At 31.4% G+C, this 22806-nt stretch carries 24 protein-coding genes and 1 pseudogene; 23 read left to right on the top strand and 2 right to left on the bottom strand.

The window, feature by feature from the left end; genetic code table 11:
- The first annotated feature begins 47 nt into the window (after positions 1-47).
- The 9 genes and pseudogenes from JOC47_RS03955 (at position 48) to JOC47_RS15875 (ending at position 6539) form a co-directional block, all read left to right on the top strand.
- A complete protein-coding gene (locus tag JOC47_RS03955; protein WP_204700677.1) occupies positions 48-434 on the top strand; it encodes a PadR family transcriptional regulator in 387 nt (128 codons plus the stop codon).
- A gap of 84 nt (positions 435-518) precedes the next feature.
- Entirely contained in the window at positions 519-680 is a 162-nt protein-coding gene (gene rd, locus JOC47_RS03950; RefSeq protein ID WP_204700676.1) for a rubredoxin, read from the top strand.
- 236 nt (positions 681-916) lie between these two features.
- The gene (locus JOC47_RS03945; protein ID WP_204700675.1) at positions 917-1459 is read left to right on the top strand and encodes a stage V sporulation T C-terminal domain-containing protein; all 543 of its coding nucleotides are present in this window, start codon (positions 917-919) and stop codon (positions 1457-1459) included.
- A gap of 238 nt (positions 1460-1697) precedes the next feature.
- Positions 1698-1961 (top strand): HPr family phosphocarrier protein, encoded by a 264-nt coding sequence (locus tag JOC47_RS03940; RefSeq protein WP_204700674.1) that lies wholly within the window; start codon positions 1698-1700, stop codon positions 1959-1961.
- A gap of 217 nt (positions 1962-2178) precedes the next feature.
- Positions 2179-2505, top strand: coding sequence for a thioredoxin (gene trxA, locus JOC47_RS03935; protein ID WP_204700673.1), 327 nt, complete (start codon positions 2179-2181; stop codon positions 2503-2505).
- A gap of 88 nt (positions 2506-2593) precedes the next feature.
- Positions 2594-2875, top strand: coding sequence for a metal-sensitive transcriptional regulator (locus JOC47_RS03930; protein WP_204700672.1), 282 nt, complete (start codon positions 2594-2596; stop codon positions 2873-2875).
- A gap of 99 nt (positions 2876-2974) precedes the next feature.
- Positions 2975-3955: pseudogene (locus tag JOC47_RS03925) on the top strand (ribonucleotide reductase barrel domain-containing protein); the annotation flags it as partial.
- A gap of 193 nt (positions 3956-4148) precedes the next feature.
- A complete protein-coding gene (locus JOC47_RS03920) occupies positions 4149-5090 on the top strand; it encodes an NUMOD3 domain-containing DNA-binding protein (protein WP_204700670.1) in 942 nt (313 codons plus the stop codon).
- Positions 5091-5147: 57 nt separating this feature from the next.
- Positions 5148-6539, top strand: coding sequence for a ribonucleotide reductase barrel domain-containing protein (locus JOC47_RS15875; RefSeq protein ID WP_204700766.1), 1392 nt, complete (start codon positions 5148-5150; stop codon positions 6537-6539).
- 90 nt (positions 6540-6629) lie between these two features.
- On the opposite strand, the gene JOC47_RS03910 is transcribed toward JOC47_RS15875, so the two are convergent.
- Positions 6630-7208: a metal-dependent hydrolase gene (locus JOC47_RS03910; RefSeq protein WP_204700669.1), complete on the bottom strand. Its 579-nt coding sequence runs from the start codon at positions 7206-7208 to the stop codon at positions 6630-6632.
- Positions 7209-7404: 196 nt separating this feature from the next.
- Between JOC47_RS03910 and JOC47_RS03905 the strand changes: the two genes are divergently transcribed.
- Genes JOC47_RS03905 through murC form a run of 3 tightly spaced genes read left to right on the top strand, consistent with a single transcriptional unit; the run spans position 7405 to position 10610 of the window.
- Entirely contained in the window at positions 7405-7548 is a 144-nt protein-coding gene (locus JOC47_RS03905; protein ID WP_204700668.1) for a hypothetical protein, read from the top strand.
- A gap of 59 nt (positions 7549-7607) precedes the next feature.
- Positions 7608-9218 carry a hypothetical protein gene (locus JOC47_RS03900; RefSeq protein WP_204700667.1) on the top strand — a complete coding sequence of 537 codons (1611 nt, stop codon included), beginning with the start codon at positions 7608-7610 and terminating at the stop codon, positions 9216-9218.
- An 18-nt stretch (positions 9219-9236) separates the two neighbouring features.
- Positions 9237-10610 (top strand): UDP-N-acetylmuramate--L-alanine ligase, encoded by a 1374-nt coding sequence (gene murC, locus JOC47_RS03895; RefSeq protein ID WP_204700666.1) that lies wholly within the window; start codon positions 9237-9239, stop codon positions 10608-10610.
- Positions 10611-10681: 71 nt separating this feature from the next.
- Here murC and JOC47_RS03890 read toward each other — a convergent pair whose 3' ends face one another.
- On the bottom strand, positions 10682-11377 hold the full coding sequence (locus tag JOC47_RS03890) for a hypothetical protein (protein WP_204700665.1): 696 nt from the start codon (positions 11375-11377) through the stop codon (positions 10682-10684).
- 205 nt (positions 11378-11582) lie between these two features.
- On the opposite strand from JOC47_RS03890, the gene JOC47_RS03885 reads away from it, so the two are divergent.
- From JOC47_RS03885 to JOC47_RS03835, 11 genes are all read left to right on the top strand, one after another.
- Positions 11583-12146, top strand: coding sequence for a hypothetical protein (locus tag JOC47_RS03885; protein WP_204700664.1), 564 nt, complete (start codon positions 11583-11585; stop codon positions 12144-12146).
- Positions 12147-12192: 46 nt separating this feature from the next.
- Positions 12193-13590, top strand: a complete 1398-nt coding sequence (asnS, locus tag JOC47_RS03880; RefSeq protein WP_204700663.1) for an asparagine--tRNA ligase — start codon at positions 12193-12195, stop codon at positions 13588-13590.
- A 157-nt stretch (positions 13591-13747) separates the two neighbouring features.
- On the top strand, positions 13748-14473 hold the full coding sequence (locus tag JOC47_RS03875) for a GntR family transcriptional regulator (RefSeq protein ID WP_204700662.1): 726 nt from the start codon (positions 13748-13750) through the stop codon (positions 14471-14473).
- Between the two features lie 77 nt (positions 14474-14550).
- Positions 14551-14850, top strand: a complete 300-nt coding sequence (locus tag JOC47_RS03870) for a DUF7916 family protein (protein WP_204700661.1) — start codon at positions 14551-14553, stop codon at positions 14848-14850.
- Positions 14851-14865: 15 nt separating this feature from the next.
- Positions 14866-15594 (top strand): glucosamine-6-phosphate deaminase, encoded by a 729-nt coding sequence (gene nagB, locus JOC47_RS03865; RefSeq protein ID WP_204700660.1) that lies wholly within the window; start codon positions 14866-14868, stop codon positions 15592-15594.
- Positions 15595-15622: 28 nt separating this feature from the next.
- Positions 15623-16528: a Gfo/Idh/MocA family protein gene (locus JOC47_RS03860; RefSeq protein WP_204700659.1), complete on the top strand. Its 906-nt coding sequence runs from the start codon at positions 15623-15625 to the stop codon at positions 16526-16528.
- 167 nt (positions 16529-16695) lie between these two features.
- Complete coding sequence (gene clpB / locus JOC47_RS03855; RefSeq protein ID WP_204700658.1) at positions 16696-19272, top strand: ATP-dependent chaperone ClpB; 2577 nt, start codon at positions 16696-16698, stop codon at positions 19270-19272.
- A gap of 221 nt (positions 19273-19493) precedes the next feature.
- The gene (locus JOC47_RS03850) at positions 19494-19793 is read left to right on the top strand and encodes a carbohydrate-binding protein (protein ID WP_204700657.1); all 300 of its coding nucleotides are present in this window, start codon (positions 19494-19496) and stop codon (positions 19791-19793) included.
- Positions 19794-19945: 152 nt separating this feature from the next.
- The gene (gene miaB / locus JOC47_RS03845) at positions 19946-21277 is read left to right on the top strand and encodes a tRNA (N6-isopentenyl adenosine(37)-C2)-methylthiotransferase MiaB (protein ID WP_204700656.1); all 1332 of its coding nucleotides are present in this window, start codon (positions 19946-19948) and stop codon (positions 21275-21277) included.
- A 26-nt stretch (positions 21278-21303) separates the two neighbouring features.
- On the top strand, positions 21304-21657 hold the full coding sequence (locus tag JOC47_RS03840; protein WP_204700655.1) for a YlbF/YmcA family competence regulator: 354 nt from the start codon (positions 21304-21306) through the stop codon (positions 21655-21657).
- A 237-nt stretch (positions 21658-21894) separates the two neighbouring features.
- Positions 21895-22773, top strand: coding sequence for a GNAT family N-acetyltransferase (locus JOC47_RS03835; RefSeq protein WP_204700654.1), 879 nt, complete (start codon positions 21895-21897; stop codon positions 22771-22773).
- Positions 22774-22806: the final 33 nt, after the last annotated feature.

Below are 22806 nucleotides of genomic sequence, written 5' to 3'. Positions count from 1 at the left end.
AATTGAAAAAATTATGAGGAAAAATAAAATTTTATGAGGTGATATTGATGTCAGATTACAAAGGTAAATTAAATCGGCAGTTTCCAGCTAAAATTAGTACTACCGCTTTTACTTCTATTTATATTTTACATTTAGTTGATAAATTCGGTAAAATGTATGGACAAAAGATTTTAGATACAATTGAAGAACAGATGGGTACCAGATGGAAGCCATCAAGAGGAATGGTTTATCCTTTACTTAGAGAAATGGAAGAAGAGGGGTATTTAAAAGCTTGGTGGGATGAACCAGATAAGAGATCAATTAGGTATTATAAGATTACTGAAGAGGGAGCTGAACATTTGGAAAAGATGAAGATTAAATATAAGAGTTCTTTTAGAGATGCAAGAAAAATTGTTGAAATTACCATAGATGAAATTTATGATGGCAATATTTAATCAGATTAATAAAAGAATTGACAATAAAGGAATTATAATTTATACTATCAATAGTTGATATCATTAAAGAGGGGGAATAAATTTATGGATAAGTATGAATGTACTGTATGTGGTTACATCTATGACCCAGAAGAAGGAGACCCTGATAGTGGGATTGAACCAGGAACTGCTTTTGAAGATTTACCAGAAGATTGGGTTTGTCCTTTATGTGGTGTAGGAAAAGATATGTTTGAAAAAGTAGAATAGTTTTTAACATAAAAGCTGGCTATTTAGCCAGCTTTATTTTTTTTTGAAATTAAGATTACTTCTTATTTTTTTGCTTAATGCATATGATAGAATTGAGATATTTTATTTATAAATAATAAAAAAATTAAATATATTTTATTAAAATGAATAATTTATTTGATTTTAAGAAAAATTAATTAATAGAGATAATTATTTGAATATATATTTTAGGTTGTCTAATTTTGAGGAGGGATATTTTGAGAGCTACAGGGATAGTACGTAAAATTGATAATTTAGGAAGAGTAGTAATTCCGAAAGAAATAAGAACAGAAATGCAGATCAATAATGGGAATACTTTAGAGATTTATGTGGATAAAAATGATACTGTGGTATTAAAGAAATATAGTCCGGTGCGAGAATTAGAAGATTTACAGGGCTATATTGAAACTTTAGAGGAGACTACTGATGCTAATGTATTAATTGCTGATACAGATAGAATTGTGTCTGTTTCTTCTAAATTAAAAGAATATCAAGGTCATACTTTATCTAAAAAAGTGAAAAAGATTATGGAAAATAGAAAGACAAAGTTCTTGAATGAGATTTCAGATGAAGATATTTGTTTAGATTTTAGAAGCAAAACTAATCAAGACTTAGGTAATTTAATTATTACTCCAATTATGAAACAAGGGGATATATTAGGAGGTATAATTTTAGCAACCACTGAAGAAGAATTAAGTGACTTTGAGTCTAAAAGTACTAAGGTAGCAGCAAAAGTAATTAGTAAAAGATTAGGATTATAAAAGCAGGTTCTTTATGTTCCTGCTTTTATTTTTTTGAACTAGCTATTGACAAATTGATTAAAAAGTTATAAAATTAAATATTGATTCTAGTCCTCATAAATGATATACTTATAAATTTAATAATTTGTGTTAGAGGTAACTTAATTAATTTATATATAAATTAATTTGTAATAATGAGTAATTTAAGGCATATTACTTTTAATAATAGAATTTAAACATGAATAAAGGAGCTGATCTTATGAAAGAAGAAATTATAGAAATTACAAATAGGACTGGTATTCATGCTCGCCCTGCCTCTTTAATTGTACAGAAAGCAAGTGAGTTTGATGCAGAGGTATTAATTATTAATGATAATAAAGAGGCGAATGCTAAGAGTATTATGGGAATTATGAGTTTAGGAATTAGTCAAAGTACTAAAATTACAATTAGAATTGAAGGATCTGATGAAGAGCAAGCCTTAAAAGAATTAAAAAAATTAATTGAAGAGAATATTAACGAATAGCTTTTTAAGCAAAGACATCTGACTTCAGATGTCTTTTTCATTTTGTTTTTAGCAGAAAAATAATAATTAATGAAGTTGAATATAATATTATAATAGTAAAAGAGTAATTAAGAGACTTGACAAAGTGAGGAAACAATCATATAATTAAACCGTACCCTGTGGGTAGGGGGTAAAAAATAATCATTAAACATAAATACTTAAATAGGAGTGATTTAATATGGGTGAAAAGACAATTGAAGTAAGTAATGAAAATTTTGAAGAAGAAGTTTTAAATGCAGATGTACCAGTTGTAGTTGACTTTTGGGCACCATGGTGTGGACCTTGTAAAATGATTGCACCAGTTTTAGAAGAATTAGCTGAAGAGAATGAAGGTGAATTAAAAGTAGCGAAAGTAAATGTTGATCATAATCAAGGTTTAGCTCGTAAATATCAAGTAAGCAGTATTCCAAATCTAGTCTTCTTTAATGAAGGTGAAGCAGTAGATAGACAGGTAGGTTTCACTTCTAAAGAAGCACTAATTGAAAAAGTTGATAACTTAGTTTAATATACTAACTATTTTCTTGCAGTAGGGGCAACCCTACTGTAAGAGCGATTTTGTGAAAATTCCCTCTTTTAAAAGTGAGGTGGTAATTATGGCGGAATTAGAAGATGAAGAAGTTAAGAAAGAAGTGATTTCTAGATTGAGAACGATTAAAGGACATATTGGTGGAGTAGAAAAAATGGTGGAAAATGATAAAGATTGCAAAGATATACTGCTCCAAATTTCTGCTATTAAATCCTCAGTTAATAAATTAGGATTATATCTAGCGGAGAATAATGTATGTGAATTTATTACGGAATCATTAGAAGAGGGCGAAGAAGTTAAAACAGCTGTAGAGGAAGCTATGACTTCTATTTTTAAATTTACAGAATAGATAATTTACGATAAGCTTTAATTATTCCTTACTATCATCAAATAGTAAGGAATTTTTTATCTTAAGATAGGGATAAGTCATTTGCAAGAAAAAGAATTAATGATTATAATAGTGTATGATACTTATTTAAGGAGGGAAATTAATTTGGATTTAGAATTATCAGATAATGCGTTAAATTTATTAGAAAAGAGATATTTAGTAAGAAATGAAGCTGGTGAATTAACAGAAACACCTGAAGAACTATTTGATAGAGTTGCTTCTAATATTGCAAGTGCTGAAGAAGAGCCAGAGAAAGAAGAAAAGTATAAAGAAGAGTTTCATGATTTAATGACGAGTTTAAGGTTTTTACCAAATTCTCCTACATTAATGAATGCAGGAGCTGAGTTACAACAGTTAGCAGCTTGTTTTGTGCTGCCGGTTGAAGATAGTATGGAAGGTATTTTTTCTGCTATTAAGAATGCTGCTTTAATTCATAAGAGTGGTGGAGGAACTGGATTTGCTTTTAGTAGACTACGACCACAGGATGATGTTGTAAAGTCAACTGGTGGAGTTAGTTCAGGACCTTTAAGCTTTATGAAAGTATTTAATCGTGCTACAGACACTGTGAAACAAGGCGGAAAGAGAAGAGGGGCCAATATGGGGATGTTAAGAGTTGATCATCCTGATATTTTAGATTTTATTAATGCTAAAGGAGAACTGACAGACGAGAATCAAGAATTGTATGATGAATTCAAAGAAAATTTAATGCAGTCAGATTTCACTCAAGAAAAAATTGAACAGAAATTAGATAATTACAAAAGAAAGTTATTGGACAACCAGTTTGCTAATTTTAATTTATCTGTAGCAGTAACTGAAGATTTTATGAAGGCTGTGGAAGCAGATGAAGAATATGATTTAATTAATCCTAGAACTAATGAAGTAGTAGATCAGTTAAATGCACGTCGAGTTTATAACTTAATTGTTGATTATGCTTGGCAAAATGGTGAACCAGGCATGGTCTTTATTGATGAAGTAAATGACAAACATCCAATTAATCGTGAAATTGAAGCGACTAATCCATGTGGTGATGTTCGCCTCATGTAAAAAATCGGGGAAAAACGGTGGAGGTTAAGTTAGTATAAAATTTTCAATTTAAGCTAATAATATTACTAATATGCTAATACCGTGAGAGATTAAATCATAATCTCTTGTAGAGCGTAGGAATTGAGCATTATGAAAGCAAAAATATTCCCAAGAGTCTCCGATAGTCATGTTAAAATCAGGAGTGATTATTTTGGATTTTAATAGTTATGCAGGATTTTATAGAAATAATTATTTGCGCAGTTCTTATGAATTTGTATATGCTAAATGTTTAGAAAGGTTGAATATAGATTATGAAGTGGAGGAAACTACTTATTTTTTAGAAAATGGTACATCTTATAAACCAGACTTTTTCCTATATGATAATGATGAATTAGTTAAGATAGTAGAAATTAAATCAGAATATAAAAGCCGTATTAAAAAAGCTAAAACCCAAATTGCTTTATTACAAAACCAAGTTGATATCACAATAGAATTGATTAGAAAAAAACAATTAAAGAATTTATGTAAAAAAATAGGGTTGAATTTCTATGAATTAACTCAAAGCTGGATTGATAATAAAAACACTTCTAAAAATCATGTATTAGAAGGGGAATTAAATCCATTATTCGGAAAAAAACATACTCAAAAAACCAAAAAATTAATCGGGCAAAAATCGAAAGAAAGGTTTAAGGATAAAAAATTTAGAGAAAAGCATTCAAATGCTGTGAAAAAAGCGATGAAAAAAGTTGATACTAGTAAATTAGGAAATAAGAAATCTCGAATATCAAAAAGATGTAAAATCTGTGGAGATGAATTTTTAGTTATAGAAACTTCTAATAGAAAATTTTGTTCAAAAACTTGTGCTGCAGCAAATGCATTAAAGTTTTCTAATAGAAAGCAAAAAATTGAAAGAAAAAAACGAAATAAAGAAATTAGAAAACAAGTAAAAAAGGTTATAAATTCTAATTCAGAATTTATATTATCTATACCATATAATGACATATCATCTAGTTTTGAAAAGTTATTTAAAGAAATTTTAATAAAGTATAATTTGAAAGACCTTAGAAATATAGCATTCGCTTTTTATGGTGATTATTCATATAGTATGAAAAGTATGTTAAAAGATTTTAAAAGAATTGCGCAAACTGACTAAAAATGTACGCCGACCTCATAGGAAACTATGAGAATTAAGAGATAAAAAACTCTTAAGATAACAACAAAACCGGAACAGCCGCTACTTCCTAATGAAGCCTGTAACTTAGGTTCGATTAACTTATCTAAGTTTGTTGAAGATGGTGAAGTATTATGGGAGCAGTTAGAAGAGACGATTCGTTTAGCAGTTAGATTTTTAGATAATGTAATTTCAGTTAATAACTTTCCATTAGATGAGATTGAAGAGCAAGTAATGAAGTATCGTAAGATTGGATTAGGAGTGATGGGCTTTCATGAGTTGTTAATTAAGACAGGAATTGCTTATGATAGTCCTGAAGGAGTAGAAATGGCCGAGAAGGTCATGGGCTTCATTAATGACACTGCTCATCAATACAGCCGTGAATTGGCCCAAGAGAAGGGTGCTTTCCCTGGGATTGATGAAAGTGAATATGAAGAACCACAGAGAAATGCTACTTTGACTACTATTGCTCCAACTGGTTCTATTAGTTTCTTAGGTGGAACTAGTGGTGGAATTGAGCCATTCTTTAGTTTTCAATATTCACATACAGATGCTGATGGTAATGTAAGTCAGTTCAAGTATGACTTTACTGAAGATGCTTCAGAAGAAGTATTAGTCACAGCAATGGATATTGACCCTGAATGGCATGTTAGAATTCAGGCTGCTTTCCAACAACATGTTGATAATGCAGTTAGTAAAACAATTAATTTCCCTAATGAAGCAAGTCGAGAAGATGTTTCTAAAGCTTATCAATTAGCACATGAATTAGGATGTAAAGGATTGACTGTTTATCGAGATGGTAGCCGAACTGCTCAAGTACTAAGTACTGATGATAATGAAGATAAAGGGCAGGAAAAAGAATTATTAGATCAACCGACTAAAATTGATGGTAAGATTTATCCTGAGAAGAGACCATTAGCTGCAGCAGGAGAAACTATTAAATATGAGACTGGTTGTGGCAAACTATATTTAACAATTAACCTTGATGAAGAAGGGGAGCCAATTGAAACCTTCTTAACTACTGGTAGTGATGGTGGTTGCTTTGTAATGACTGAAGCTGTAAGCCGCTTAACTAGTTTAGCTTTAAGAAGCGGTATTGCCCCAGAAGAGATAATTGATCAATTACAATCGACATCGACTTGTCCAAGCTTTATGTATGAAAAAGGACAAGGTAAAGATTTAGAAGGACGTAGTTGTCCTGATGTTGTAGCGAGAGCGTTAAAAGAGATAATTAATTCTAAAACTTTTAAACATCTTAAATCTGATTTAGAAGTGATAGAAGAAGAAAAAGAAAAAAGTAAAGAACAAGAAGCAGCTAAAGAAAATAAAGAAGAAAGTAAAAAGCCTTTATGTCCAGAATGTGGAGCAGAATTGCAATTTAAAGAAGGATGCGATTTCTGTGATAATTGTGGATATAGCCATTGTGGTTAACTAATAGTAAAAGAGGCGGGGATTTTCCCCTCCTCTTTTTTTATTTTTTGAAATATATTTAGTTGAAAGTTAAAGATTCATTTTTGATAGCTAATTAAGCGTTATCATATTAATAATCTCACTTAAGTTAATATAACTTCTTTCCTGAAGAATGATGATTATTATAGCTAAAGAAACGATAAAAACTAAAAATTGTTCCTGCCAAGAATTTGTAGTGATATTGCTATGAAATTTAAATCTCTTGTCATTAGGAAATAATAAAGGAAGACCTTGGACATTCATCATATCTGCAACAATATGACTAATATAACCAATATTCAATCCCCACCAGGTAGTAATTTCAATCCAATTATGAGTGACTAATTGTTTAGATAGTAAATTGAATAATACAATACCTACTAAACTGTGGGTTAATCCACGATGTTTAATACCGAAAAACTTGAGCGGTTTACTGATAAACCAAAGTAATTGCCCCATTTTGCTTTGAGCATGGTCCAAGTCAGGCATAAGTGCACCAACTACTGCTGCTAAGTAGAATTTAATCAGAGTGCCGTTAAATAAAGAACCATTTAATAAATAAGAAATATCAACTAGGTCAAATAAAACTATAATTTTTACTGTGATTAATGTGAATAATAATCCAAAAGCTGAATGTGTATGATAATTCATTCTTTTTCCTCCAAACTAGACTATATATCTTTCATAGTTCTTAGTTAAATAGTTGTTTTTTAATTATATACTGCTCTGAAGATAGTGTCAAATCCTGTAGGATTATAGGAAGGAAAAGCAGGAAATTATTACATCACAATATATTATTCTTAATACATAATAATATATGTATAGGATTAATAGGAGGTATTAAGTTATGGTCTGTAAAAATTGTGTTTATTTTAATGAGCAGCGATTTTATTGTATGAAATTACAATGTCATGTTTACTTAACTGATAAATGTAGATATTTTCAATCGAAAAGTAACACTAATGAAAAGCAAAATGAAGGAGTTAAGTGATTCTTCTAGAAATAAATAATGTGCTTAATTAATAAAATGATATAAGAGGAGGAGAAATTTTGGGGTCTAAAATATATAGTATGACTTTAATTTTATTATTGTTAATTACTCCACCAGTAGTGAGTAAAGATGTTGACTTCTCTTCCCAAATCAACAGATTGTTATCTGAGGTGTTTAATAATTTAGAGATTCAGTCTGTTAATGCTTATATTGCTAAAGTTGAAAAAGATAAATTATATCTAGACCAGGGGAAGGAAGGAAATTTTTCTGCCGGAGATAAATTAGTAGTTAAAAGAAGAATAGATTTATTAAAAGACCCTATTACTCAAGAAAGATTAGGTACAATTAATAAATCTTTAGCAGAAATTTCTATAACTAAAATTGAAGATCATTATTCTATAGCTAAAATAACAGACAAATTGCAAGAAGATGAGATTAAAGCTGGTGATAAGGTAATGAATGATAAAGAACAAGTACAGATTTTATTAGCTCAATTTAGTAATTCTAAAAGGTTGCAAGAATTGACGGAGCATATTGAGGGTAAATTTTATAGTTATTTAACTAGGAAGAAATTATTTGGGGTTAATTCAGTCGATATATCCAATTATCGTCAATTAGATAATATTGAGCAGCAGGGAGATTATTTAGTGACAGGAGAAGTTTATGAAGGTCGTGATAAAATATTTTTAAAAGTGGAATTATATTATATGAATACTGCTTTAACTGCTGCTGAAAAAGTTATATCTTTTGCTAATAAAGATGAAGTAGTAAATTATTATCGTCAGAAATACATTAATGAGCATACTGGATATAGATTATTATTTAAGACTGATGATTTTGCTGGGCCAAGTTACAGCTTGGCTTGGGGAAATTTGAAGTATGGCTCAGTAGTAGTCAATCATGGTTCTAGAATAGAAATAATGAATTATGATAGTGAATTAACTTCTGAATATACAATTGAGAATTATAAACGTACTAAGTATGATGATTATAATTTAGTAATAGGAGATACAGATAAAAAAGGTGGGGTAGAAATATTTGCTGAAAATTATAATTATCCGATTCAATTTAAAGTTAACCCACCTGAAGATAAGGTTCAGGTCTTAAAAAAATTTAACAGGAATCGCCCTAAATTAATTGCTGATTTAAATGGTAAGACTTATCTTGTTACTCGCGATTATAAAGGACTTTTAAAATTTAATTTGTGGCAGCAAAAAAAGTTTGTAACGGATTTCAAAATTGAAATAGGGCAGAATGAAGGTTATAGAGTGAATTTATCAAACTTAGATGAAAATAAAGATAAGGAATTAATTTTAACAAGTTATCAAGAGGAAAAAGGTTATAGATTAAAAATCTATGATCTAGATTATAAGTTAAAAGCTCAGCTTGATAAAATTTTAGGAGCTGAATTTGTAATAGCTAATTTAAATACTAATCAAAAGCCCGAAATTTATAGTTATTCTAAACAAAATAATAGGATTATAGTGTTTGAATGGCAGGATAATAAATATCAGCAGATTTGGCAGAGTAAAAAATTAGCTGATGATATAGTTGATTTAGCAAGTGGAGATATCAATAAAGATGGCAAACAGGAATTATTAGTATTAGTTAATAATGATGAACAAAGTAAAATTTATGTTTATGATTATCAAACAGTTAATGATGATTAAGGGAAGAGGGTGCTACTGATGGATAATAAAAAAATTCATATCATTGGTATAGGCGGAATTGCTATGTCAGCAATTGCTAAATATTTTTTGAGTTTAAATTATGAAGTTACAGGTTCAGATTTGCAAGAAAATGAATTAGTAACAGACTTAAAATCTAAAGGAGTAGAAATTACCATTGGTCATCAGCAAAGTAATATTACTGCTGATTTAGATAAGGTTATTTTTTCGGATGCTATTCCCCAAGAAAATGTTGAACTAAAGGCTGCTAAAGATAAAAATTTAGATATATTAAATCGTTCTGATGCTTTAGCTTTAATTACTCACAACAACAGAGTTATTTCTGCTGCTGGAACTCATGGTAAGACCAGCACTTCAGCTTTGATTGCTCAACTATTAGATGGAGCGGGAGCAGAACCAAGCTTTATTATTGGGGGGATTGTTAATAACTTTGCTAGTAATTTTGCTATTAAAGATGGTGATTATTTTGTCTTAGAGGGCGATGAATATCAACGTTCCTTTTTAAAGTATAGAACTGATGTAGGGGTAGTAACTAATATTGAATTTGATCACCCTGATATTTATGATGATTTAGATGATATGCTAGCAGCTTATCAGGAGTATGTGGCTGGTCTGACAGAATATTTAGTGACTAATGACCAAGTGATTGAACAATTGAATTTGATAATAAGTGATTTAGATATTCGAGTTGATACAGTAGGAGTTAATGATTCCGCAGCTACTTTTAATGCGGTAGATATTGAGGAAGAGGAGTTAAGTTCTTTCTTCACCTTAGAATATGAAGGAGAAGAAATTGATCGCTTTAAACTTCCGGCTTTAGGGGAATATAATATAAAACATGCTCTAGAGGCAATTGCTGTAGGATACTATTTTGGATTTTCTTTTGAAGAAATGAAAGATGCTTTGGCTAAATTTATGGGGGTCAAAAGAAGATTTGAAACCCTTTATCAAGATCAAGAACAAATAATAATCAGTGATTATGCTCATCATCCTAGTGAAGTGAAGGCTGTAGTAGATAATTTAGCTCAAATAGAGAGTAATAAAGATAAAGTGGTTGTTTTTCAGCCCCATCAATATCTGCGGACTAAAAGGTTATTAGATGAATATGAAAATATTTTAAATCAAGATGTTACTGAACGGGCTATATTTAGAATTTATAAAGTTCGTGAGCAGGTTGAAGAAGAAGAATTAGTACAACTGGGAGCAGAACTAAGTCAAGAAATAAGTGAGCAGACTGTTCATTATTTTAATAGCTATCCTGAGTTAGAGGAGTGGTTAAACGATTATAAAAGTGAGCAAGGAGTTATATATTTATTTTTAGGAGCAGGAGATATTGACCAGTGGGGCAGAGAATGGGTGCAAAAATTAGAATAAAAATAAAGCACCGGAGTAATTCCGGTGCTTTAATAATCTGTATGCTGATTTTTTCGTTAGTTGCCTACTTTCTAATAATGGATTCTTACGCCGAGATTAATTCCTTGTTCTGAATCAGCTGTAGATGCTATGGCTTTATAACTTAACTGTAAGCGAATGTTTTCTTTAAATTTATACTCTAATCCTACTTGGCTGTCAAATAGCCAGCCGCCGACTTCTTGCAGGTCATAAGAGAATTTGAAATCAGAGAAGAGATTATAATTTTCCCAACGTGAACGACTTAAAAGACCTAGTATTAAATAAGTTTTATCTACATTTTGAATTACTGTATTAGAATCATTACGAGTGTCATATACTTCGCCTGTATATCTTTTTAGGCCCACTTCGAGAGCATTTAAAGAATTAGGAGTTACGAAAAAACGGTTCTTAGGAATATACTGATAAGTTAAATCTACTACTGGACCTCGCAATGAAAATTTAGTATAAGATTCATCAATATCTTCATAACTAGGTATAATAAAGTTCATTTTGGGTTTGGTCTCTTCTTCATCTTCACTAGCTTGAGTTATTTTAATATTGAATGAAGATTGATTATCAATCCCAAATCCAATTAAAAAGCCCCTAAGTTGAATTTTAGGGGTTACCCGGAAACTTTCGATTTTAAAAGTACGTTGACCTTTACCTGTAGTAAATGTAGCATCTGCTGGTAGAGATAATATTCCGATTAAGCTTAGTGAAATAACAAGTATTAGTAATTTTCTTTTCATTTATTGAACTCCTTTCTGTCTAAAAATTTAAGTAGATGATAAAAAATCTTTTATTAATCTCAATTTATACTATTCTAGATTAGAGATTAATTTCCTTTTTATAATTGCAATAATTGTCGTTTGAAGAAGGAAAACGGGAAATTATCAAGAATACATTTAGTTGGAGTCAAAATTAATAAATAATAGAATGAGGGGGATATTTTTAATGAACAAGAGAATTATACTAGTAACTATGTGTTTAATTATACTAATGAGTGGTACTGTTGCTGCTTCGACTTTGAGTATTGGTCAGGGGAATTATAATGTTAAATTTAGCAATTTTAGTCCTCGTTCTGCTGTATCTGATATTACTTTAGTGAGTGTAGGTTATGGGCAAGACCAATATTCAGGTTTTGCGGCTGATATTTTTAGTGGGGATAATGCTAGTGGGATTGAAGTTGAATATCAGTTTATTCCTCAGAACTTACAAGAAAGAAATAAAAATTTTAATTATGCAGCTAAAATAGGTGCTGTTACAGGGGACTACTGGGAAGAAGATTCTAGTGGTTTAAAAGCAGGAGTTGTAATTGAAAGAAAGATTGATAGAGAGCGAGAAGTATATTTTGAAGCAGATATAATTAATAGTTCAGCTATGATTATTGATGCTGAAGTAGGATTTTGTGGTCGCTTTGGTCAAGGGATTATGGGAGTGCTTGGCTATAAGATAGCTACTCATGAAGATTATGAAACTGCTGAAGGAGTACATTATGGAATCAAAATAGATTTTTAGCGTAAAATAATATTGATTTTGAATTTTTAATGATGGGGGTAAAAAAATGACTTATTTTGATAAAACTAAGATTAAAAATGCATTACAATTAGAAGTAGAAGATAAAGAAGATGTAACTGTGATGGGGTGGGTGAAAACCAAGCGTGGTTCTAAAAATATTGCTTTTCTTGAGTTGAATGACGGCAGTACAGTAGAGAATTTACAAGTTGTAATTTTAAATCCAGCTGAATTTGAAGAATTAGAAGATATAAATCCAGATACTAGTGTAAGAATTAATGGTTATTTAGAAGCAGTAGAAGGGCGAGAACAAAGTGTAGAAATGAAAGCTGAGGAATTAAGTATTATTGGAGATTGTCCTGCTGATTATCCATTACAAAAGAAAGAACATTCTAATGAGTTCTTAAGAGAAATTGCTCATTTGCGACCGCGGACAACTACTTTTGGTGTAATTAATCGTTTTAGAAGTAAGATGTCTTATGCTGTGCATCAATTTTTTCAAGAACGAGATTTCAGTTATGTACATACGCCGATTATTACTGCTAATGATACAGAAGGAGCAGGAGAATTATTTACTGTTACTAACTTTGACTTAGCTGATGTGCCAGTTACTGAAGCAGGGCAAGCAGATTTTGAACAAGACTTTTTTGCTGAAGAGACTGGTTTAACAGTTAGTGGACAGTTAGAAGCAGAAGTTTTAGCTTGTGGATTAGGTGATGTTTATACATTTGGGCCAACTTTTAGAGCTGAAAATTCAAATACCAGACGTCATGCTGCTGAATTCTGGATGATTGAACCCGAAATGGCATTTTGTAATTTAGAAGATAATATGCAGATCATAGAAGAATTCTTGCAGTATCTATTCCAATATGCTTTAGAAGAATGTAAAGAAGAATTAGAATTCTTTAATCAGCATGTAGCTGAAGAAGATAAGATTGCTAAGTTAGAAGAATTAGTAGAAGTTGAATTTGCTCGTATTACTTATACTGAGGCAATTGATATTTTAGAAGCAGCAGATAAAGATTTTGAATTTGAAGTTGAGTGGGGTATTGACTTACAAACTGAACATGAGAGATATTTAGCTGAAGATCATTTTGCTAAACCGGTAATGGTGACTGATTATCCATTAGATATTAAAGCATTCTATATGCGATTGAATGAAGATGGAAAAACTGTGCGAGCTGTTGATTGCTTAGTGCCTGGTGTAGGAGAAATAGTCGGCGGTAGTCAAAGAGAAGAACGTTATGATGTTTTAGTAGATTTAATTGATGAATTTGGATTGGAACAAGAACAGTATCAATGGTTCCTTGACTTAAGGAAATATGGAACAGTACCTCATTCTGGATTTGGATTAGGATTTGAGCGAATTTTAATGTACATGTCGGGGGTTAGTAATATTAGAGATATAATTTCTTTCCCTCGTACTCCAGGTAATGCAGAATTTTAAATCAATATGATTATATTATAGAGGAGAGGATATCCTCTCCTCTAATTAATTTCTGCTATTTCGGTTGACAGTAGACCGCAATTTTTAGTATAATAAAATTGGTATATACAATATATCGACATGTTAATAAGTTTAATTCAGATTGGAGGGGGAAAAATTGAAAAAAATATCAAAAGATAAGCCAGTCCCAATATATTATCAATTGAAAGAAATACTAAAAGAAATGATAAATAATAATGTTTTAAGAGCAGGGGAAAAAATACCTACCGAAAGAGAATTGTGTGAGATTCATGATATTAGTCGGATGACAGCTCGGAGGGCGGTTAATGAATTAGTTAATGAGGGATTGCTGTATAGAGAGCAAGGTAGGGGTACTTTTGTTGAAGAAGCTGAAGCTAAATTTAAACAGCAATTATCTGAACTACATGGTTTCACTGAAGAAATGCAGAATAAAGATTTTGAAACAGAAAGTAAAATCTTATCATTTACTATTAAAGAGGTAACTAAAGAAATAAGAGAACATCTACAATCAGAGAAGGCAATTGCTATTAAGAGATTAAGAATTGTTGATGATGTTCCGTTAGCTATAGAAAACGTTTGGGTTCCTTGCGAATTATGCCCTGATTTGACTGAGGATGTTTTAGCTGGGAGTTCTCTCTATAATATTTTTGAAGAAAGATATAATTATCAATTAGACCATGCGCGTCAAACTATAGAACCAACTGTATTAACAAATGAAGAAAGTGATTTGCTTAGTTTACCTAAAGAGTCATTAGCTTTATTATTTAGACGAACTACTTACCTATCTAATGATGATATAATTGAGTATACTAAATCAATTTACAGAAGTGATGAGTACAAATATGAAGTACTTTTAGAATAAATAATAATTTATGAGTAACGGAGGTGGCCTGATGGATAAAAACACCAAAACAACAGAAAAAAGAAATAGGTTTTTCTATGACTAGTCCAGAAACAGGAGTTACTAATCAAAAAATTATTGAAAAAATTAAAACTATTTCCTCTATAGCAAAAGACACTATTATTATGGCTGGAAAAATGCATTCGGCTGGAGTCCATGGAGATGACTTAACTTCTGATTTGCCTTTGCAAATGATTGAAGCAAGAGCGGATTTACATCATATAGGTGATGCTGGGTACCAAGGATTAGCAGTTCCTGAAAATATTTTAGCTTATTCAACTGCAATTAGAGGTAGACGACATACTCATAAACAGATGGCTATTTCAATTAATAAATAATAAAGGAGGTTTAAAATGGAGATTGAAGTATTAGACAATTATAAGAAATTAAGTTTAAAAGCAGCTACAATGGTCTCTAGCCAAATCACCTCCAACCCTAATTCAGTCCTAGGATTAGCTACTGGCGAAACCCCCTTGGGAATGTATGAAGAGTTGATATCTATGTATGAAGATGATTTAGTCGATTTTGGAGACATAATTACTTTTAATCTTGATGAATATTTAGACTTGGATCCGCATCATGAACAGAGTTATCATTATTATATGTATAATAATTTTTTTAATCAGGTTAATATTAAAGAAAAAAACATTCATATTCCGCAAGGAAAGAAAGAAAATTGTAAGAAAATTTGCAGCAAATATGATAAGGAAATTTCTCGAGCCGGAGGTATTGACCTGCAAATATTAGGTATAGGAACTAATGGTCATATAGGTTTTAATGAACCTGACCACAAATTGCATGTTGATACTCATGTAGTAGAGTTAGCTGAAGATACTATTGAAGCTAATAGTAGATTCTTTTCCTCAAAAGATGAGGTGCCGCGGCAAGCTATCTCAATGGGCATGAGTTCAATTATGAAAGCTAATAAAATTTTGCTTTTAGCTAGTGGAGAGAAGAAAGCAGAAGCGATTAAGAAAAGTATTAATGGTGAAATCACAACAAGACATCCAGCATCTTTATTACAATTGCATACAAATGTAACTATTTTAGCAGATCAAGCAGCAGCAAAGTTTATTAGATGAAATAATTATAAAAAAATGGGGTGAAATAATGAAAGTTGGAGTAATTGGATTAGGGAATATAGCACAAAAGGCATATTTGCCAATTGTGGGAACACGAGAAAATTTAGAGTTGGTCTTTGCTACTCGCACAGATAAAACAAGAAAACGTTTAGCTGCTAAATATAATGTAAAGCAGACAATGAATACAGTAGATGAATTAGTAACTACAGATATTGAAGCGGCTTTTGTTCATGCAGCTACTGAGGCTCATGTTAAAATTGTGCGTAAATTATTAGAAAATGATATTCATGTTTATGTAGATAAACCGATTGCTTATAATTATGAAGAAGCTGCTGCTTTAGGTGATTTAGCAGCTAAAAAAGAACTAAACTTTATGGTAGGTTTTAATCGGCGTTATGTACCTATGTATCAAAAGTTAAATGCTGTAGAAGGAAATAGAATATTAAAAATGGATAAAAATAGAACTTACAATCCAGGTCAAGTGAGAGAAGTAATTTTTGATGATTTCATTCATGTAGTTGATACATTAAGATATTTAGCTGGGGGAGAAATAGAAGATCTAGATATAGATGCAGTAATGGAAGAGGAAATTTTGAAACGAGTGATGATTACTTATCGAGGTGCTAATTATACTGCGGTGGGGATTATGAACAGGGATAATGGGATTACAGAAGAAAGAGTAGAAGTAATGGGCTTTAAAAAGAAACTAGTAGTTGAGGAACTGACTGAAATGAGTAAGTATGAAGATGGGAGTAAAGAGGTGATTAGATCAGAACCTTGGAATCAAATGTTGTATAATCGAGGTTTTGTGAATATAATCGATCATTTTTTAGAATTATTAAAGACTAATGATTATAATGCAAATATGATAAATGATCATTTATTAACGCATAAAGTTTGTGAGGAAATAGTTCAAAAAATAAAATGTTTGTAACTGATTGATTATATTTTTTTGCAGGTATTGACAAAAATATAATTTTATTTTATAATATTGTAATAAAGTACTGTATTTATAATTTATTATCTAATTCAGAGTTTTATTTTTAGTAGTTTTGATTCCCAAGTCATAGCCTAGAAAAAATTAAATTGGAGGGATAAAAAATGAAAATGGACAATTTTACGCGTAAAGCCCAAGAAGGTATAGCAGAGGCTCAGTATTTGGCAGAAGACTATAATAATCAAGAAGTGCATACCGCTCATTTGTTATTGGCTTTGCTATCTGAAGAAGGGATAACTGCTCCTTTACTGCGCAAAGTCGGTCTCAATTTAGATAATTTGAAGCAGAATTTACAAAAAATAATTAATAAGTATCCCAAAGTTTATTCTGATGGAGGAGAACTTTATATTTCGAATACGCTGCGCAAAGTGCTAAGAAAAGCACGTCAACAAGCTCAGAAAATGGATGATGAGTATATTTCTACTGAACATTTGTTATTAGGAATTTTAGCTGAAGGAAATAATAAAGTAGCAGATTTGTTAGAAGAAAAGAATATTAGTGCTAATAAATTAGAAGATGCTATTGAAGAAATTAGAGGTGACCAACGCGTGACAAGCCAAAATGCTGAAAGTCAATACCAATCGTTAGAAAATTATACTATAGATTTAACTCAGCAAGCTGAAGAAGGAGAGTTAGATCCGGTTATTGGTCGTGATGAAAAGATCAGACGGGTAATGCAGGTGTTATCTAGGCGTAAAAAGAATAACCCAGTTTTGATTGGGGAGCCTGGTGTAGGTAAAACTGCTATTGTAGAAGGCTTGGCCCAAAGAATTATCAATGGTGATGTGCCTGATGCCTTGCGTGATAAACGAGTCATTTCTTTAGATATGGGTTCTTTAGTAGCAGGAACTAAGTATCGAGGAGAGTTTGAGGATAGATTAAAGTCTGTTTTAAGAGAAGTTAAAGAAGCTCAGGGGCAAATTATTATGTTTATTGACGAAATGCATACTTTAGTTGGTGCTGGTGCTACTCAGGGTGCTATGGATGCTGCTAATTTATTAAAACCTGCTCTAGCTCGAGGAGAATTGCATTGTGTGGGAGCTACAACTTTAGAAGAGTATAAACAGCATATTGAAAAAGATGCTGCATTAGAACGTAGATTCCAACCTGTATTGGTAGAAGAACCAAGTATCAATGATACAGTTTCAATTTTAAGGGGTTTAAAAGAAAAATATGAGATTCATCACGGAGTTAAGATTCAAGATAATGCTTTAGTTGCTGCAGCAGAGTTATCAGATAGATATTTAACGGATAGATTCTTACCTGATAAGGCAATTGATCTTGTAGATGAAGCAGGCTCGAAACTTAAGATTGAAATTGATTCAATGCCGATTGAAATTGATGAATTAAATCGCGAGTTGCGTCGTTTAGAAATTGAAAAAGAAGCCTTAAAGAGTGAAGAAGGAGAGAATGTAGCAGAAAGATTAGAAGATATTAATGAAAGAATTGCTGATATTCGCGAAGAATTAGACCCATTAAAGGCTGAGTGGGAGGCAGAAAAAGGAGTAATCCAAGAAATCCAGGATTTAAAAGAAGAAATTGAAGAAACTAAGCTTGCTGCTGATGCTGCAGAAAGGGAAGCCGATTATGAAAAAGCAGCTCGTTTAAGACACGGTAAACTTCATGAATTAAAACAAGAATTAGAAGAAGCCAATCAAAAAGCAGAAGAATTAAAAACTGATAGTGATTTATTAAGAGAAGAAGTCACTGAAGAAGATATTGCTAAAATAATTTCTTCGTGGACTGATATACCAGTAACTAAAGTGATGGAAGGTGAGAAAGAAAAGCTAGTTAACTTAGAAGAAGAAATTTCTAAGCGTGTTGTAGGGCAAAATGATGCTATTAAAGCTGTGAGTAATGCTATTCGTCGTTCTAGAACTGGTTTGCAAGATGAAGAGAGACCACTTGGTTCTTTCTTATTCATGGGTCCTACTGGAGTTGGTAAGACTGAATTAGCTAAAACTTTAGCAGCTACATTATTTGATGATGAAAGTTCTTTAGTTCGTCTAGATATGTCTGAGTATATGGAACGACATGCTGTAGCTAAATTAATTGGATCTCCACCGGGCTATGTTGGTTTTGAAGAAGGAGGACAATTAACTGAGAAAATACGCCGCAAGCCTTATTCTGTAATTCTATTAGATGAGATTGAAAAAGCTCATCCTGATGTATTTAATATTCTGTTACAGATTTTAGATGATGGTATCTTAACAGATAGTCAAGGTAAAGAAGTTGATTTCAGAAATACAGTGATTATTATGACTTCTAATATTGGTTCGCAGTATATTCAAGATTTAGATGATGAAACCAAAATCAGAGATAAGGTACAAGAAGAAGTGAAATCTCATTTTAGGCCAGAGTTTATTAACCGAATTGATGAACAAATTATTTTCCACTCTTTATCTGAAGAAGACTTAGATAAGATTATAGAAATTCAGTTGGGATATCTTGAAGATAAATTAGCCCAGCAAGATTTAGAAATTGAATTGACGGATGCTGCTAGAAAAGAAATTCGTAAATTAGGTTATGATCCAACTTATGGTGCCCGTCCATTACAGCGAGTAATTCAGAAATATATTAAGGATGAATTAGCTATGGAAATGCTAGATGGATCCATTACTGAAGGGGATCAAGTAGTTGTTGATTATAATGGTGAAGAGTTTACTTTTGAAGTTAGATAGAGCTAAATAATAGAATTATCAGTGTGATAGATGGTATCAATTGGCCCTGTCAAATTATTTTGGCAGGGTTCTTTGTTTTTAACAGAGATGTTTAGTAATTTTGGTATAAATTCCTACTAATAAAAGATGAAGTCTTTGTACACTATATACTGTGTAATAAGATGAAAAGTCAGCTGTGAAAGGACATAGCTGAAATTTTAATACTTAAAAGGGGGAAAAATATGCATTCACAAGAAGTAAGAGTGGATCCAGAAAATATTAATCCAGGTGATAGAGTTAGAGTAAATTATAATGGGTTACTTGCTAAAAGCGGTGCTCATAAAGTTTATTTACATCAAGGAATAAGCCGCGGTGACTCTTGGGATAATGTACGAGACATAGAAATGAGATATGAAGATGGAAGGTGGACAGCTGAAACAGAAGTAGAAGAAGCAGATAAATTCAATTTTTGTTTTAAGGATTGTGCAAATAATTGGGATAATAATAGTGGTTATAATTGGAGTTATCAAATTAGAGATTAAAGTTGAATAAAGAAATAAAAATTAATTAACCCAGCCCTTGTTTTTATACAAGGACTGGGTTTTTATTGTTTTGCAATTTGTACTTTCTATGTTATAATGCTATTTGGATTAAAGTAGATATACTTGTGTTTTTAAAAAAGGAGCGATTTGTAATGAGAGAAAATTATTTTATTCGCACATATGGCTGTCAGATGAATGAAAATGATTCTGAAAAAATAGCTGGTGTCTTAGAAAACAAGGGGTATGAAGCGGTAGATGAAATAGAAGAAGCAGATATTATTATTTTAAATACATGTTGTGTGCGAGAAAATGCTGAATTAAAAGTGTTTGGCAAATTAGGTCAGTTAAAACAGTTAAAAAGAGAAAATCCAGAATTATTAGTCGGAATTTGTGGCTGTATGATGCAGGAAGATCATGTAGTAGAGGAAATCAAAGAGAAATATGCTCATGTAGATTTAGTTTTTGGTACTCATAATTTGCATTATTTTTCTGAATTATTAGAAGAGGCTAAACAAGAAAATAGTCCTTTAGTAGAAGTTTGGGATGAATCTAAAGAATTGATTTCAGACATGCCGGTGCAAAGAAGTGAAGATCATAAAGCTAAAGTGACGATTATTTATGGTTGTGATAATTATTGTACTTACTGTATTGTTCCTTATGTAAGAGGCCAAGAAAGAAGTAGACCAGCTGCAAGTATAGTCCAAGATATTAAAGATTTAGCAGCTGATGGAGTTAAAGAAGTGATGTTGTTAGGTCAAAATGTTAATTCATATGGTCAAGATTTAGATATGGAGATTGATTTTGCTGATCTATTAGTGCAAATTAATGAAATTAAAGATTTAGATCGTATTCGCTATATGACTCCCCATCCAAGGGATTTTAATGATAAATTAATAAATACTATTAGTAATTTAGATAAAGTCTGTGAACAGTTTCATTTACCAGTTCAAGCTGGAAGTAATAAAATCTTAAAAGAAATGAATCGTGGTTATACTAGAGAAGAATATATAGAATTAGTGAATAAAATCAGAGATAAAAATCCTAATGCAGCAATTAGTACTGATACGATTGTAGGTTTTCCTGGTGAGACTGAAGAAGATTTCCAAAAGACTATTGAGTTATATAAAGAGATAAAATTTGATATGGCTTATATGTTTAATTATTCGCAGCGTAGTGGTACTCCAGCAGCAGAAAAAGAAAATCAAGTGCCGGAAGAAATTAAAAAAGAGCGTTTGCAGTATTTAATGGATTTACAAAGTGAAATTGGTGCTGAAAAAAATAAAGAGTTAATTGGTGAAACTGTCGAAGTTTTAGTAGACGGTCCTAGTAAAAAAGATCCAAGTAAATTAGCCGGTCGAAGCCGGACTCACAAGATAGTTATTTTTGAAGGAGAAGAAAATTTGACAGGAGAGATAGTTAATGTTATGATTAATGAAGCACAGAGTTGGACTTTGTTCGGTGAATTAGTCGAAAAATCTGAATAGGAAAACATGAAAGGGGATTTTAATTTATGTCAATTATGGAAAAAGCAGAAGAGTTAGCTGAAGAAATTGTTAATTCTAGTGAATATGAAGAATTAAAAGCAAAGGAAGAGGCTATGCAAGCAGATGAAGATGCTCAAGAGCTTCTTCAACAGTATCAAGCTCAACAACAAAGAGCTCAAATGGCTCAAATGAATGGACAACAGCCAGGAGAAGATCTACAACAGGAGATGCAAAGTCTGCAAAGTAAAATGCAAGAAAATGAAAAAGTTAAAAGCTTTATGGAAGCTCAGCAAGAGTTCAATAAAGTAATGGAGACTGTTAATCAAGTTATCAGTTCTGCTCTACAAGATGAAGAAGAAGAAGAGCAAGCTGAAGCTTAGATTTAAATAATTTACTTATTATTAAACCCCGGGCCAGTTTGGTTCGGGGTTTTTATGTATATTATAACGTAAAAATGTATATAATATAATACTGTGGTAAAAGTAAATTTTATAATAAATGAAGGATAAATTGAGTTTGTATAGAATTAAGAAATTAAGCGGCTTAAAAAAGCTCGAAGTATTTATATTTAAATAGACGTGATCTATTTGTTAATTTAATTAGTAAGAGGTGATGGTATGGAGCAATTTGTTTATTCGAATGAAGGACGGGTTTTATTACGCGAGGCTACGTCAGCGGATGCTATTAAAATTTATGATATGTATCAAGACTCAACTCCTAAATCATGGTGGAAAGAAAAGGAAACGAGTAAATTCAGATATGATTTAGTTGAAAAAGCTAATGGTAAAGTATTTGTGGCAATTTTAGATGATGAAGTAATTGGGCACATTGAACTAATTTTACCACCTGATAAGGCAGACCCAGTTTATTTAATTCGGCTAGAAATTCATGATGAATATCGACGTAGAAAATTTGGGATTGAGTTAGTTAGATTTTCTGCTATTATGATGAAAAACCTAGGCTATGAAAGTTATGTCACTTGGCCTAATCCTGATAAGTCTAAAGGATTATATAAAAAAGTAGGACTAAAGGAAATTAAAGAAAATCCAGAATTGACAATCGATGTTTTAGAAAAGAAAACAGTAGAAATAGAAAAAATAGAAGAATTAGATTTCAAACAGCAGCCAAAAGGATTTGAAATAGTAGTTGGTTGTCCTTGGGCGGAAGATTATATTTGGCAAAAGGCGTTTAAAACAGCAAAAAATAATTTTTTAGATTATCAAGGACCTTATGTTCATCGGGTTAAAAGAAATAATGTGACAGCGATAGTATTAGTAGATGGGAATGGAATTTATATTTATTTGCCAAAAGAGGAAGAAAAAGAAGCAGATTTAATTAAGGATTTATTGATTTATGCCTCTAATTTAGCCTTTGAAAAGGGGATTAATAATTTAAAAATAAACTTACCGGTTGAGATTTCCTCGGAGATAAGATTAGATCAATTATGGGAAATAAAGAAAGAAGAACAGCGCTTAGAAATGAAAATGGACTTTTAAATTACATAATTAAAGAGAGTAAATAGGTGGCTA

The sequence above is a fragment of the Halanaerobacter jeridensis genome, from assembly GCF_016908315.1.
Taxonomy (GTDB): Bacteria; Bacillota; Halanaerobiia; order Halobacteroidales; family Halobacteroidaceae; genus Halanaerobacter; species Halanaerobacter jeridensis.
Note: the sequence above shows the minus strand (reverse complement) of the source record. Positions and strands in the feature narration are given on the sequence as shown.

Coding starts and splice junctions, on each gene's coding strand:
- JOC47_RS03840 (WP_204700655.1), top strand. CDS start 21,304: ATGTCAATTATGGAAAAAGCAGAAGAGTTAGCTGAAGAAATTGTTAAT.
- JOC47_RS03860 (WP_204700659.1), top strand. CDS start 15,623: ATGAAAGTTGGAGTAATTGGATTAGGGAATATAGCACAAAAGGCATAT.
- JOC47_RS03930 (WP_204700672.1), top strand. CDS start 2,594: ATGGCGGAATTAGAAGATGAAGAAGTTAAGAAAGAAGTGATTTCTAGA.
- trxA (WP_204700673.1), top strand. CDS start 2,179: ATGGGTGAAAAGACAATTGAAGTAAGTAATGAAAATTTTGAAGAAGAA.
- rd (WP_204700676.1), top strand. CDS start 519: ATGGATAAGTATGAATGTACTGTATGTGGTTACATCTATGACCCAGAA.
- JOC47_RS03850 (WP_204700657.1), top strand. CDS start 19,494: ATGCATTCACAAGAAGTAAGAGTGGATCCAGAAAATATTAATCCAGGT.
- JOC47_RS03910 (WP_204700669.1), bottom strand. CDS start 7,208: ATGAATTATCATACACATTCAGCTTTTGGATTATTATTCACATTAATC.
- JOC47_RS03955 (WP_204700677.1), top strand. CDS start 48: ATGTCAGATTACAAAGGTAAATTAAATCGGCAGTTTCCAGCTAAAATT.
- JOC47_RS03870 (WP_204700661.1), top strand. CDS start 14,551: ATGACTAGTCCAGAAACAGGAGTTACTAATCAAAAAATTATTGAAAAA.
- JOC47_RS03835 (WP_204700654.1), top strand. CDS start 21,895: ATGGAGCAATTTGTTTATTCGAATGAAGGACGGGTTTTATTACGCGAG.
- JOC47_RS03885 (WP_204700664.1), top strand. CDS start 11,583: ATGAACAAGAGAATTATACTAGTAACTATGTGTTTAATTATACTAATG.
- JOC47_RS03890 (WP_204700665.1), bottom strand. CDS start 11,377: ATGAAAAGAAAATTACTAATACTTGTTATTTCACTAAGCTTAATCGGA.
- miaB (WP_204700656.1), top strand. CDS start 19,946: ATGAGAGAAAATTATTTTATTCGCACATATGGCTGTCAGATGAATGAA.
- JOC47_RS03905 (WP_204700668.1), top strand. CDS start 7,405: ATGGTCTGTAAAAATTGTGTTTATTTTAATGAGCAGCGATTTTATTGT.
- asnS (WP_204700663.1), top strand. CDS start 12,193: ATGACTTATTTTGATAAAACTAAGATTAAAAATGCATTACAATTAGAA.
- murC (WP_204700666.1), top strand. CDS start 9,237: ATGGATAATAAAAAAATTCATATCATTGGTATAGGCGGAATTGCTATG.
- clpB (WP_204700658.1), top strand. CDS start 16,696: ATGAAAATGGACAATTTTACGCGTAAAGCCCAAGAAGGTATAGCAGAG.
- JOC47_RS03940 (WP_204700674.1), top strand. CDS start 1,698: ATGAAAGAAGAAATTATAGAAATTACAAATAGGACTGGTATTCATGCT.
- nagB (WP_204700660.1), top strand. CDS start 14,866: ATGGAGATTGAAGTATTAGACAATTATAAGAAATTAAGTTTAAAAGCA.